The organism is Sphingomonas sp. (assembly GCF_032114135.1).
Lineage (GTDB): Bacteria > Pseudomonadota > Alphaproteobacteria > Sphingomonadales > Sphingomonadaceae > Sphingomonas.
Genome location: NZ_DAMCTA010000001.1, coordinates 2,058,352 through 2,071,706 on the forward strand (window position 1 = coordinate 2,058,352; position 13,355 = coordinate 2,071,706).

General features: G+C 68.2%; 12 protein-coding genes. 3 read left to right on the forward strand and 9 right to left on the reverse strand.

What is annotated here, in order from left to right; all coding sequences use genetic code 11:
* Window positions 1–26 precede the first annotated feature (26 nt).
* Genes RT655_RS09820 through RT655_RS09835 form a run of 4 tightly spaced genes read right to left on the reverse strand, consistent with a single transcriptional unit; the run spans window position 27 to window position 3,880 of the window.
* Entirely contained in the window at window positions 27–335 is a 309-nt protein-coding gene (locus RT655_RS09820) for a type II toxin-antitoxin system RelE/ParE family toxin (RefSeq protein WP_313536428.1), read from the reverse strand.
* Window positions 332–586, reverse strand: coding sequence for a type II toxin-antitoxin system ParD family antitoxin (locus tag RT655_RS09825; RefSeq protein WP_313536430.1), 255 nt, complete (start codon window positions 584–586; stop codon window positions 332–334). The genes RT655_RS09820 and RT655_RS09825 overlap by 4 nt, the downstream gene beginning before the upstream one ends.
* 42 nt (window positions 587–628) lie before the next feature.
* Window positions 629–1,492, reverse strand: coding sequence for an aldose 1-epimerase family protein (locus RT655_RS09830; protein WP_313536431.1), 864 nt, complete (start codon window positions 1,490–1,492; stop codon window positions 629–631).
* 57 nt (window positions 1,493–1,549) lie between these two features.
* Window positions 1,550–3,880 carry a S8 family serine peptidase gene (locus RT655_RS09835; protein ID WP_313536432.1) on the reverse strand — a complete coding sequence of 777 codons (2,331 nt, stop codon included), beginning with the start codon at window positions 3,878–3,880 and terminating at the stop codon, window positions 1,550–1,552.
* 162 nt (window positions 3,881–4,042) lie between these two features.
* Between RT655_RS09835 and RT655_RS09840 the strand changes: the two genes are divergently transcribed.
* From RT655_RS09840 to RT655_RS09850, 3 genes are all read left to right on the forward strand, one after another.
* Window positions 4,043–4,705, forward strand: coding sequence for a pyrimidine 5'-nucleotidase (locus RT655_RS09840; RefSeq protein ID WP_313536943.1), 663 nt, complete (start codon window positions 4,043–4,045; stop codon window positions 4,703–4,705).
* Window position 4,706: 1 nt separating this feature from the next.
* Window positions 4,707–5,525: a 2,3,4,5-tetrahydropyridine-2,6-dicarboxylate N-succinyltransferase gene (dapD, locus tag RT655_RS09845; RefSeq protein ID WP_313536433.1), complete on the forward strand. Its 819-nt coding sequence runs from the start codon at window positions 4,707–4,709 to the stop codon at window positions 5,523–5,525.
* Between the two features lie 149 nt (window positions 5,526–5,674).
* A complete protein-coding gene (locus RT655_RS09850; protein ID WP_313536435.1) occupies window positions 5,675–6,487 on the forward strand; it encodes a hypothetical protein in 813 nt (270 codons plus the stop codon).
* Window positions 6,488–6,503: 16 nt separating this feature from the next.
* Here the strand turns inward: RT655_RS09850 and RT655_RS09855 are convergent, their stop codons facing one another.
* From RT655_RS09855 to RT655_RS09875, 5 genes are all read right to left on the reverse strand, one after another.
* Window positions 6,504–8,156, reverse strand: coding sequence for a sensor domain-containing diguanylate cyclase (locus RT655_RS09855; protein WP_313536436.1), 1,653 nt, complete (start codon window positions 8,154–8,156; stop codon window positions 6,504–6,506).
* Window positions 8,157–8,298: 142 nt separating this feature from the next.
* Window positions 8,299–8,646: a hypothetical protein gene (locus RT655_RS09860; RefSeq protein WP_313536438.1), complete on the reverse strand. Its 348-nt coding sequence runs from the start codon at window positions 8,644–8,646 to the stop codon at window positions 8,299–8,301.
* Between the two features lie 81 nt (window positions 8,647–8,727).
* Window positions 8,728–9,762 carry an aldose epimerase family protein gene (locus tag RT655_RS09865; protein ID WP_313536440.1) on the reverse strand — a complete coding sequence of 345 codons (1,035 nt, stop codon included), beginning with the start codon at window positions 9,760–9,762 and terminating at the stop codon, window positions 8,728–8,730.
* Window positions 9,759–12,212, reverse strand: a complete 2,454-nt coding sequence (locus RT655_RS09870) for a glycoside hydrolase family 3 N-terminal domain-containing protein (RefSeq protein WP_313536442.1) — start codon at window positions 12,210–12,212, stop codon at window positions 9,759–9,761. Before RT655_RS09870 ends, RT655_RS09865 begins: the two co-directional genes overlap by 4 nt.
* Window positions 12,213–12,296: 84 nt before the next feature.
* Window positions 12,297–13,190, reverse strand: a complete 894-nt coding sequence (locus RT655_RS09875) for an ROK family protein (protein WP_313536444.1) — start codon at window positions 13,188–13,190, stop codon at window positions 12,297–12,299.
* Window positions 13,191–13,355: the final 165 nt, after the last annotated feature.

Consider the following 13,355-nt stretch of genomic DNA (forward strand, 5'->3'; position numbering starts at 1 on the left):
TCGAACGGAGGGAGAATCGCGACGCCTTAGTCGGTGGCGGGGTTTTTATCCAGCAGCGAGTGGACATCCCGCGCGCCGTGCAGGACGCGGAGGACAGTCAGCCGCTCGCCCGTCACGCGGTAGTACAGGCCATAGCCGCGGTAGCTGCGCCGCCGAATGTCCTTGGCGCGGATACCATCCACCAACGGATAGCCACGTGGCACATCGAGCAAGGCTTCGCCCACTGCGGTGAGCCCGTCGATGAAGCGCAGCGCCGTCGCCGGATCGTCAGCAGCAATATGGAGAAGGATGTCGGTCAGATCGTCCCGCGCGGTCTGCGACCATCGAAGGATCATGCTGCGGAGCGTTTGCTCAGCTGGCGATGCAGATGGTCGACCAGTTCGTCGGTGTCGAGAAGTCGGCCCGCTTCTTCATCGGCAATCCCGGCCTCGATCGCGGCTTCAAGCGCGTCCAGCTGCCGGCTGTATTTGACGACGAGGCGGGCGCCTTCCTCCAACAGCGCATGCCGCGAGGCGAAACGGCCGCTGGCGACGAGATCGGCCACGAGCTTTTCCAGTTCCGGGCCGAGATCGACGTCCTGCGCCATGTCGTGAAGATACGCCCTTGGACGTAATCCTGCAACGCCGACTCAATCTAGAAGCGTGACATCCATCGCGAAGCGCCGCGTCTCGCCGGGGGCCAGCCGCTGGATGCCGGGCTTGTCCCAAATCTCGCCGTCGAAGCCCGCCGGATCGGCCATGCCCCACCAGGGCTCGACGCAGACGAAGCGCGCGCCCGGCTTGGTCCAGATGCCGAGCAGGCCGGTATCGGGGAAGCGGATGCGCAGCTGCGGCCCGTCCTCGGCGCCGTACAGCAGCCCGCGGCTGGCGAGCTGGTCCCAGATCAGCGCGTCGGCGGTGAACAGGTCGTCGGAGAGTGGCAGCGTCTGCCCTTCCACCGGGCTGGTCCGGCGGTCCGGCGCGATGCCGCCTTCGCCGATGTAGCGGAGCGACGAGAATTCCGGTTCATCGAACAGGATCCGGTGGTCGGCACGCGGATGCCCATAGGGCAGCGGCCACGCGAAGGCCGGGTGGAAGCCGAAGCTGGCGGGCATGTCGCGCGTGTCGCGATTGGTTACCGCGATCTCGATCCACAGCGTCTTGTCTTCCAGCCGATAGCTCGCATCGAGCGTGAAGGCGAAGGGATAGACCGCGCGGGTCTCGGCATCGTCCTCCAGCCGGAAGATCGCGCGATCCGGGCCGTGTTCGATCAAGGCGAAGTCGCGACGTCGCGCGAAGCCATGCTGCGGCAGGCTATAGTCCTTGCCGTCCAGCCGATAGCGGTCGCCGACCAGCCGCCCTACGATAGGGAACAGCAGCGGCGCCCGGCCCGACCAGAAGGCAGGGTCGCCGTCGGTCATCAACTCGCGCCCGGCGGGATCGCGCAGCGACGACAGCTCGGCCCCGTGCGGGTTGATCGCGGCGGTCAGCCGCGCGCTGGCGATCTCGATCATACCGTCTCCCCTGGCAGCGCACCCGCCCTACAGGCGCGCCGCCGTCAGGGGAAGCCGTCAGAAGCCCAAACTCAGCCGCACCGCGCCGCCCAGATCGCTCGGCATCGCGGCAATGTTGCCCGGCTGGCGGCGGAGGAACAGGTTGCTGCTCACATCGCCATCGGCGAAACGCCAGTGATAGCGGAGTTCGTAATCGATCTCGCGGCCGAGGGGCGCGAGGTTGATCCGCTGGCTGTTCCAGCTGGTCACGCTCAGCGTTTCATAGTCCCAGCCCTGCGGCAGGGTGAGGCCGATGCCACCGCGCGCCACCCGCAGCGGCTGGGCGACCCGCAGGCCGATCGAGTCGCTGCCGAACAGCCCGTCCCTGCCGATGTCCGCCGCCCAGGCGTTGGTGCGGATGAGACCGGAGCCCTGGATGCCCTCGCGCAACCGGACGTTGGTCCAGCCCTGGCGGAGCGACCCGCCGAGGCTGAGGCCCAGGCCGATATCCCAGCGAACGCCCAGATCGGCGAAGAGGCTGCTTGCCCGCGCCGCGCCCAGCCCCGCGCTGAACCGCGCTCCCAGCACGGTATTGTCCTCCGACAGCCGGGTGACGCCGACGCTGGCGTTGAGCCCGCCAAAGCGGCGATCGATCGCTACCGTGCTGCGGCCATAGCCGAAACGCAGCCAGCGCGCCTGCAAAGCCGCCGCGTCGCCTGCCCGCTGGCTGAGTACGTCGCCGACTTCGCTGGCGATCGTCAGCCCCCAGGGGCCGAGTGCCTGGCGCACCGCCGCCGATCCGCCGACGTCGGTATCGAAGCCGGCATTGCTCAACGGATCGCGCGCGATCAGGAAGGCGGGGTCGTCGCGACCCGCCAGCTGCGCGGTGAGGACGTTGCCGGTCTGGGAGGCGCCGAAGGCGAACTGTGCCTTGGCGCCCAGCCGGCCACTTACCGTCGTCGCCAACATGCGCGCCACGCCCGCGTCGCGGCTGGTGATGCCGAGCCGCTCGATCCGGACTGAGTCGGCCGAGGGGACGAGCGATACGGCGACGCGCATCTGATCGCCGCCGACCGAGAAGCTGCGATCGCGCGTCGCCATCAGCGCCGGCAGGTTGCGCGACAGGCTCTGGCGCTGGAAGCTGCGGTTGATCGTGGTCGTATAAGCGCGCCCGAAGGAATCGAGCGCCGCCATGCTGAGCGCGCCCTGGCTGGCATCGCCCATCGGCCCGCTCAGCGTGCCGTTGATCGTCGGTGAGATCACTGCGCCGGTGCCTGCAACCGACATGCTGCCCACCGGCTGGAAGGCGCGGGTGAGATCGAGCACGCCGCGGCCATAAATCGCGTCCACGCCGGGATCGCCCACGTCGCGCGCGGTCGCGTAAAGCAGGTCGACGATCTGCTTGCCGGTCAGGTTCGGGAAGGCTTGGGCGAGCAATGCGATGGCGCCGGTTATCTGCGGCGCCGAGAAAGACGTGCCGGACCAGATATAGGCGGTGTTGTTCGCATCGGGCGCGCGCACGCCCTCGCCTACCGCCGCCAGATAGACGGCGGCGGAGGAGCCGGCGCGGTTCGAGAAGCTGGAAATCTTGTCGCTGGCATTCACCGAACCCGCGATGATCACCAACCCGCGCGAAATTGCCGCGTTGGTCGCCGCGCTGGTGAAGGCATCTGGATTGGCGCCGCCGTCATTGCCGGCGGATATCACCACGATCACCCCCGCCGCGGTCGCGCGGTCGATCGCCGAGGCTAGCGTCGACGACGCCGTATCGCCGCCGAGCGAGATGTTGACGACACGCGCGCCCGCCTGCCGCGCGCGGTCAAGCCCCGTGGCGATGGCGCTGTCGGAGAATTTGCACGTGCCGGTGTCGGTGCCGTTGCAGCTGCCGGGTTGGTCCGCACGTTCGACGACGAGCTGGGCGTTGAATGCCACGCCATGCGTACCCGCATCGTTGCGCCGGCCGGCGATGGTGAAAGCTACCGCGGTGCCATGCCCGCCGACATCGTCGACCGAGCCATTGCCGCCGGGATCACTCGAGCTGGCGAGGATACGGCAGCTGCCGGTGCCAAACCCGGCCGAACAATCGCCGAACTCAGGGCTCTGCACGTCGATGCCCGAATCGATCACGCCCACCTTAATGCCGCTGCCGGTGGCGCCCTTGTTGTAGGCCACCAGCGCGTTCATCGAGACCGCGCCAACGGTGGTGCGATACTCTGTCGTATCGTAATTGGTGGTCGGCACCGGTGTCGGTGTCGGTGTCGGCGTGGGTACCGGGGTCGGCGTAGGGGTCGGCGTCGGTGCCGGGAGCTGCGCGGGCGCGGGTGCCGGCGTGCTCGCAATGCCACCCCCGCCGCCGCCGCCGCTGCACGCACCCAGCGCGACGAGGCCACCGAGCGCGGCCGTGTGCATCCATCCTACGCGCAACGCCACTCGCATACCGAAAAACCCTCGTGTCAGAGGGTCTTCCCCTACGCGCGCAGTCGTTTTTTTTGCGTTTACCCGGCCGCGAGGAAAGCCACGGCGATGCGTGGCGCTTGCGGCGGCGGGGGGCACCTCCTACACGCCCCGGCGATGCTCGCCTCGCTCTCGCACGTCCGCACCTGGATCTTCGATCTGGACAACACGCTCTATCCTGCGAGCGCCAATCTGTTCGCGATGATCGACGCGCGGATCGGCGACTATGTTCAGCGCCTGCTCCATTGCTCGCCGGAAGAGGCACACAAGGTGCAGAAGGCCTATTTCCACGCGCATGGTGCCACGCTGTACGGGCTGATCCAGGAACATGGCACCGATCCGCACGACTATCTCGACTATGTCCACGACGTCGACATGAGCGTGCTGGAAGCGAACGAAGCGCTGGTCGAGGCGCTGGCACGCCTCCCCGGCCGCAAGCTGATCTTTACCAACGGCGATGCGCCCTATGCCCGGAAGGTACTCGACAGGCTCGGCCTGGGCGAGACCTTCGAGGCGATCCACGACATCCACGCCACCAGCTACCGCCCCAAGCCCGAACCCGCGGCGTATCAGGGGCTGTGCGATGCGTACGGCCTCGATCCGCACGCATCGCTGTTCGTCGAGGACATGGCGCGGAACCTGGGCCCAGCCAAGGCGATCGGCATGACCACCGTCTGGATCGACAACGGCTCGGAACAGGCACCTGACGCCGACCGCAGCTTCATCGACTACACCATCACCGATCTCGGAGCCTGGCTCCACAGCATCTTGGAGAGCTGACATGACCGATCTCACCGCGACGATCGACGCCGCCTGGGAAGACCGCGCCAATCTGAGCTTCGCCACCGACGGTGCGGTGCGCGAAGCCGTCGCCGAGGCGCTCAACCTGCTCGATCGCGGCGAAGCCCGCGTCGCCGAGCCGGTGGACGGCGGCTGGCAGGTCAACCAGTGGCTGAAGAAGGCGGTGCTGCTCAGCTTCCGCCTCAACGACAATGTCGTCGTGCCCGGTCCCGAAGGCACCGCCTGGTTCGACAAGGTGCCCTCGAAGTTCACCGGCTGGGGCGAGGCCGCGTTCCGCGACGCCGGCTTCCGCGCGGTGCCGGGCAGCATCGTCCGCCACGGCGCGCACATCGCCAAGGGCGCGGTGCTGATGCCCAGCTTCGTCAATATCGGCGCCTATGTCGGCGAAGGCACCATGGTCGATACCTGGACCACGGTGGGCAGCTGCGCGCAGATCGGCAAGAACGTCCATCTTTCGGGCGGCGTCGGCATCGGCGGCGTGCTCGAGCCGCTGCAGGCCGATCCCGTGATCATCGGCGACGGCGCGTTCATCGGGGCGCGGTCCGAAGTGGCAGAGGGCGTCCGCGTCGGCGAAGGCGCGGTGCTGTCGATGGGCGTCTACCTCGGCGCTTCGACCAAGATCGTCGATCGCGCGACCGGCCAGGTCCATCGCGGCGAGGTGCCCCCCTATGCGGTGGTAGTGCCCGGCACGCTCCCGTCCGAGGACGGCAAGCCCGGCCTTTACTGCGCGGTGATCGTGAAGACGGTCGACGCGCAGACCCGTAGCAAGACGGGCATCAACGAGCTGCTGCGCGACTGATTGTTGCAGAGGCCGTCACAAAGGCGGCGGAAGTGCGGAATGCCGACACGGTTTCGCCCCACTCCCGCCGCCGCGGCCAAGGTGTATAGCGACCGCTTCGGCGATCCCGGATTCCCCGGATTCGCCCCTTCCTGAGTGTCCTGCGCGCCATGCTGTCCACCACGTCCGCCTCGCCCGTGCGCCGGCTGCGCGCTTCGCTGCGCGGACGCACCGTTGCGATTCTGCTGGCGCTGGCGATCGAGTTGCTGATCGCACTGCTGCTGTTGTGGATGGCGCCCCATATCGAACCCAAATCAAAGCCGAAAACGGTGGTATTCGGCATCGAGGCTTCGGAAGGCGAGCAGGCCCCGGCCGAGAAGGACGCCGCGAAGGCACCCGAAAAGGCCCGCAAGCGCGCCGGTGAGAAGGCGGAGGCACAACAGCCGACGCCACCCACTGCCGCGCTGCCCCCGCCGCCGGTCACGCCGCCTGTCTCCAGCGGCCCGCCGAGCTTCATCGTGATGAGCCGCCGGGATTACGCTGCGTCGGACATCGCCAAAGCGCCTGCATCGCAATCGGGCGACCAGGGGAACACCCAGACCGCCGATGCCGGCGGCGGCAGCGGTGCCGATGACACCCCCCGCGCCGGCAGCGGCCCGCATGGCGAGACGCTCTATGCCGCCGACTGGTATCGTCACCCGACCAATGCGCAGCTCTCCCCCTATCTGCCGCAGCGCGCGCTGGGCCGCGAGGGTTGGGGTGAGGTCGCCTGCCGCACGATCGAGCGCTATCAGGTGACCGACTGCCAGGAGCTGGGCGAGTTTCCGCGCGGATCCGGCTATGCGGGCGCAGTGCGGCAGGCGGCATTCCAGTTCCGGGTCAAGGCGCCGCGGGTCAACAGCCGGCTGATGGTTGGCAGCTGGGTGCGCATCCGCATCACCTATTCGCAGCGGTCCGGCGGCGATGGCGGGGATGCCGACTAGGCATCGCGCTCCCCGCTCACTCGGCGGCGAGCGGCAGATCCTGGGTCGTCTCGGCCTGCGCGGGTCGGGTCGGGTCGGCGCTCATCACGCGGTTCCGCCCATTGGACTTGGCGGCGTAGAGGGCGCCGTCCGCCGAGGACATCAGCGCCGGGATGGTCCGCCCGTGCTGCCCGGTGGTGGCGACGCCCAGCGATGCGCTGATCCGGAAATTATAGGCGTCGGACAGCTGCTCGATGCGCGCGCGGATCGTCTCGGCGCGCGCCATCGCATGCTCATGGTCGCAATTGGGCAGAACGACGACAAGCTCCTCGCCGCCGTACCGGCAGGCGACATCGGTCTTGCGCAGCCCGGACAGCAGGAGCGGCCCGACATCGCGCAGGATGTTGTCGCCGATCGCATGGCCGTGCTCGTCGTTGATCCGCTTGAAATGATCGAGGTCGATCATGATCACCGACGAGGTGGGCGAATCGGGGCCGCTCGCATCGAAGATCCGCTCCAGCGCATCCTCCATGTAGCGGCGGTTGTAGAGGCCGGTCAGTCCGTCGCGGAGTGCCTGGTTGCGCAGCCGCTCGCGCAACGCGATGTTGGACAGGGCCAGCGACATGCCATCGGCCAGTGCGGTCGCGATCAGCAGCAAATCCTTGTGCGATTCCCGGGCCACGCCGCTGGGCATCAGCATCAGCATGCCGAGGATGTTGCCGCGCGCGATCATCGGCACCTCGATCGCCACGCCCACACCACAGCCCGCGTGGATGCAGCGCAGACCGTTGTCGCGCTCGCCGTTGAGATGCGGCTTGCCGCGCTTGAGCGCCCAGCATTCGTTGGGCGCGATCGTCTGCGGCGGCGCCGCGGCGTCGGGCGCCTGCCCCCAATGGGTCGACAAATGCAGCCTGTCGCCGCTGTTGTTGAACACATAGAGCGCGCCGACCACGTCGGGCGCCAGTTCGGATGCCGTTGCCGACAGGATCAGGTTGGCGTCGCTATGGTCTTCGGCCGCCTGCAGCATGTCGTGCATGCCGAACAACAGTTCCAGCCGGCGCCGCGTGCCCGCCTCGTTCTCGATGGCCCGCCAGCGCGCCTGCGATTCGGCCTGCACGCGGCGATAGGCCCGGCCGATGGCAAGCACCAGCAGGATGACGGAGCCGATCTGGAACCAGAACAGCGCCGAAAAGACCGTCTTGATCGTCGTCGAGCGACGCGCGGAATCGGCCCGGCCTCGGGCGATCACCGCTTCGATCGATCGCTGCACCGTATCCATTGCGCGCTCGGCGGCCGGCAGGGTCAGGTAGCCGATCGCCTGCGCGTCGTTGCGCGCCTCGAACGCCGCCACCGTCCGCCGCCACCCGGTGACGAGCGTGCGGATATCGATGCGGACCTCGCGGGTCAGCCCCAGCTTCTCGTTCGCCTGGTCCAGCCGCGGTGCCAGCGTCTCGACATCACGCAGCGACATGTAGAACCGCGCGATCGACTCACTGCTATTGCCATGACCCGCCACATTGTGGAGCGCATCCTCGGCGTTGGAGATGCTGCGGGCGAGATCGGTCAGCGTCTCGATTTCGGCTTCGAGCGCAGTGCGATCCGCGCGGTTTGCTTCGATCAGCATATAGGCCGCGAATTGCGCCGTCACGATCAGGCAGGCGCACAGGGCAAGGACGCGAACCGCGGTCAAGCGCGCCAGCACCGTATTGCGCAGCGATGCGCGCTTCTGGGGGGCGCGTCCTCCTTCATGCCTTCACAGGTACGCGGCCGCGCTTAACAAGCTTCTAAGATTCGCCGCCTCCGTGTTCCACCGGATCTGCGCGCGTCGCGACCTATCCGCCCGCCTCGACGGCCAGCCGATCCAGCCATGCCCGCGCCTGTTTGGGCTCGCCTACCGCCGAGGGCCCGACCGGACCGCGCGCGGCGAGAAACTGCTGCTGCAGCGGATAGGGCGGGAGCCCCAGTCGATCGCGCGCGGCATCGATCTCCTCTCCCAACTCCGCCAATTGCTCCAGCGTCGGCTTGACGGCAGCGCGCGCGTGGCGATCCCGCTGATGATCGAACAGGCCCCATTTGCCCGCGGCAGTGCGCTCCAACGCGGTGATCAACACGGCGCGATACTCCGCCTCGCATTCGATGCGCCGCTGGTCGAGCCGTTCGAGGCGTTCTGCTTTAGCCATGGTCCCGATCTATCCGGCGGGGGAAGTGCGGGCAACCACGCGCCACGCCGCGCCTCCGGCATGCGACCGGGATCGGCTGCGTCACGCGAATGCTTCGTCGATACTCGCAGCCGTGCGAAAGCGAAACGCCATGCTGTGCCGGTAGATTTCGCCCGCTTCGATCCGCGCCGAGGGGAACGCGGGCTGGTTGGGGCTGTCCGGGAATTTCTGTGGCTCGAGGCAGAGCCCGCCGCGCTTGGGATACACGCCGCCACCGGTACCGGGCGCGCCGCCGGCGAGATGATTACCCGAATAGCATTGCACGCCCGGCTCGGTGGAATGCACCTCCACCACCCGCCCCGAGCCCGTATCGAACAGCGTCGCGACCCGACGCTCGAACCCGGCCGGGCCATCGAGCACGAAATTATGGTCGTAGCCCTGCCCCAGCGCGAGCTGTGCATCCGCCGCATCGATATCGCGGCCGACCGGCTTGGGGTTGCGAAAGTCGAACGCGCCACCCTTCACCGGCGCCAGTGCGCCGGTGGGGATCATCGCGTCGTTCACCGGCGTGATCGCACTGGCCGGGATCTGCAGCAGCTGATCGAGCACCGTCACCCCACTGCGCTCGCCCGCGAGGTTGAAGTACGCATGCTGGGTGAGATTTACGATCGTCGCTCGGTCCGACGTCGCGGTGAAGCGCACCGCCAGGCCGTCCTCCTCCAGCGCATAGTCCACCCGCGCGACCAGATCGCCGGGGAAGCCGTTCCAGCCATGCGGCGTGTCGAGCCGGAAGGTAACGGCGCTCTCGCTGCGTGCCTCGATCGTCCAGAATTGCTGATCGAACCCGTCCGGCCCCGAGTGGAGGCTGTTGCCGTTCTCATTGGTGGTCAGCTGGAAGGTCTCGCCATCCAGCGGGAAGCGCCCGCCAGCGATACGGTTGGCGTAGCGCCCCGCCACCGCGCCATAATAGCGCGGCGGCTGGCGGCGATAGTCTTCGAGGTCGGCATAGCCGAGCACGACATTCTCCGACCGGCCGTGCCGATCGGGCACCTCGAGCCGGTGGAGCGTCGCGCCCAGCGTGAGAAACTGCGCACGGAAAGCGCCGCGCGCAATCTCGACGACCTCGATATCGCTCATTGGCCCGGGCAGACCGAATTGTTGGGATCGGAGACGATCTTTGCCTCGGCCAGAGAGAGCGTGAAGGGCCCGCTCGCCTGGAGCACGATCGGTGCGTTTACCTTGGTCACGTCGACTCCGTTCTTCTGATAGCATTTCAGCAGCACGTTGACCGTCTGCCAGCCGCTTTTGCCGGTGAACAGGCTGGTCGCATCGATCGTTCCCGTGTTCTTGCCGCCTTCCATCGACAGCCGCACCGGACCGGTGGGTGCCGTATCGACGCGGTAGACGAGCCGCAGCGACAGGTCGCCATTGGTCTCGCGGCTGAGATCGAGGTCGCCGCCGCCGATGCGCAGCGTCGCCGGGCCGGCGGGCCAGGTGAGCTGCTGCGCGCCTTCCTGCGTCGCCGGGCCGTCGACGGTCTTGCGGGTGATCTTGCTGTCGGTCGCGAAGGAGAAGGGTGCCGGGGTGACACCCTTGGCGAAGAAGATGCTGGTATTGGCCAGCGATGCATCGACGCCCGAGACTTCACTCAGCGCGCCGACAGCGCCAGGCTTGGCGTAGCGGAGGCCATAGCCGAAGGCGAAGAGCGGGTCATAGCCCGGCTCGCCGCGATTGAGCGTGAACTGGCCGGCGGTCTTGGGCCAGCTGAAGGACAGCGTGCCGGTGAAGTCGCGGCGCGGCTTGCCGGCCTTGTCGCCGATCAGCACGTCCGCCACGCCCGCGCCCTCGCTGCCGGGCAGCCAGGCGGCGACGAACGCGTCCGAAGCGTTGAGCTCGGGGTTCACCCAGAGCGGACGGCCGGAGAGAAACACCGAGACGACCGGCACGCCCGCCCCCTTGAGCTTCTTGAGCAGCGCCAGCGCCTGCTTGTCGCCCGGCTGGAACTCCAGCGTGCGCACGTCGCCGCGCATCTCGGCATAGGGTTCCTCGCCGAACACGACGATCGCCACGTCGGGCTTGGCGGTGAAGCTGCCGTCCGCCGAGAGCGTCGCGGTGCCGCCGCCGGCCTTCACCGCCGCCTGGATGCCCGCGAAGATCGTCTCGCCGTTCGGGAACATATCGTTCGGGTTGCCGTCGCCCTGCCAGCTGAGCGTCCAGCCGCCCGATTCTTGCGCCATGGAGTCCGCACCGGGCCCCGCGACCAGGACATTGGCGCTCGCCTTGACCGGCAGCACGCCGCTGTTCTTCAGCAGCACCAGCGACTTGGCCACCGCCTCGCGGGCAATCGCGCGATGCTCGGCCGCACCGACCAGCTCGGCCTTGCTTTCATAGGGGCGGGCGGCGTTGAACAGGCCCATCTGCACCTTCACGCGCAGGATGCGATGCACGGCGTCGTCCACCCGCGCCATCGGGATCGTGCCGTCCTTCACATGCGCGACCGTCGATTCGTACAGCCCCTTCCAGCTGTCCGGCGCCATCGCCATGTCGAGCCCGGCGTTGAACGTCGCCGCGCAATCGGTCGCGGTGCAACCGGGGATCTGGGCATGGCCGTTCCAGTCGCCGACGACGAAGCCGTCAAAGCCCATCTTGCCCTTCAGCACATCGGTGAGCAGCGACTTGTTGCCGTGCATCTTCACGCCGTTCCAGCTGCTGAACGAGGCCATCACGGTCATCGTGCCGGCATCGATCGCGCCCGGATAGCCGGCGTTGTGGATGCGGATCAGCTCCTCTTCGGAGACACGCGTATCGCCCTGGTCCTGCCCGCCGAACGTGCCGCCGTCGCCGAGGAAGTGCTTGGCCGAGGCCGCGACATAGCCCTTCTGGAGCCGGTCCTTGGTGCCCGGCGCACCCTGCAGGCCGCGGATCATCGCGCTGGCATAGCTGCGCACGACCTCGGGCTCCTCCGAATAGCCTTCATAGGCGCGGCCCCAGCGCTCGTCCTGCGGCACGGCCAGCGTCGGCCCGAACGCCCAGTCGATACCGACCGAACTCGTTTCCTCGGCGGTGGCTCGGCCGATCTTCTCCATCAGCGCCGGGTCGCGCATCGCTCCCAGGCCGACATTGTGCGGGAAGAGCGTTGCGCCGACGACATTGTTGTTACCGTGGACCGCGTCGATGCCGAACATGATCGGGATGGCGACATGGTTGCCCTTGCGGGCGAGCGCGGCCTTCTGGAAGGCCTGCGCCGTCGCCAGCCACGGCCCGCGGGGCGAGCGATCGGGGGCGCCGAGCGGCGGCGAGCTGCCACCCGCGAGGATCGAGCCGAGCGGATAGACCGCCAGATCCTCGGGCTTGATGCTGCCGATATCGGCCTGGATCATCTGACCGACCTTCTCCTCCAGCGTCATCTTCGCCAGCAGATCGGTGACGAATTTCTCGGTGGCGGGATCGATCAGGCCCCGGCTTTTGGCCACCGGCCATTTCTCCGGATGCGCGGCCCCGGACAACGCTGTCGGCGCCTGCTGCGCGATCGCGGGCGCGGCGGCGAGGATGGTGGTGGCCAATAGCAGCTTCAGGCCTGCGGACATGTCTCTCTCCCCTTACGATGTTGGGGGAGGCGATACCGCAGGACCGGCGCACAAGTCCATGCGCCGGCCGAACTTTGCGCGCGACTAGTTGCCCTGCGCCTGCAATGCCATCGCGATCGGCCCCAAGGGCCCGGCCTGGTCGCCCAGCGCGGGGGAGACGATATAGGGCGCAGGCGGCACCATCAGATAGCCCGCGATGCTCTCGCGCAGCAGCGGGTCGATCCGGGCGAGCAGATGCGGCTGGCGCTGCATCACCCCGCCGCCGATCGCGATGCGCTGCGGCCCGGCGGTGGCGACCATGGTGTGGCACAGCAGCGCGATCGCCGAGGCGACACGGTCCCACACGGGATGGTCCTCGCCAACGCTGTCGACGGGCTGGTCGCCCAGCGCCGCGCGGATGCCGGTGCCCGAGGCGAGACCCTCGATGCAATCGTCATGGAAGGGGCAGCCGCTCGGCGCAGTGTCGGTCGGCAGGCGCGGCACGCGGATATGGCCCATCTCGCAATGCCCGATGCCGCGCGTCGGCTTGCCGTTAATCACCAGGCCCACGCCGACGCCGGTGCCGACCGTGACATAGGCGAAGTCGCTGAGCCCCTGCCCCGCGCCCCAGCGCATCTCGGCGAGTGCCGCGCCGTTGACGTCGGTGTCGAACGCCGTCGGCACCGCGAACGGCGCGGCGAGGCGGCGCGCAACGTCCGTGCCGCTCCAGTTCGGCTTGGAAGTGGTGAGGATGTGGCCGAAGCGATCGTCCGCGGGATCGAGGCAGACGGGGCCGAAGCTTGCGATGCCGAGCGCAGCGAAGCCCTCGGCCCCCCACCAGCCTGCCAGCACGGCTTCCAGCGCGGCAAGCGTCTTCTCGGGCGCTTCGGTCGGCACAGTTTCCTGCGCGAGGATCCGGTCGGGGCCATAAGCGAGGGTGAGGATGCACTTGGTGCCGCCGAGCTCGATGCCGGCAACCGGACGCGTTGCGCTCGGCATCAGCGACGGACGCCCTGCGCTTGCTGGTTTCGCACGCGATCGATCGCCACCGACATTCCTCCCCGACGGGCCGGCAGCACGCCGGTCTGTTCCTGAACCATCGCGCAACGCGCGCGGCCCTTCCTCTGCCCCGCGGGGGCGCCGGGCACAAGATTAAAGTTATTC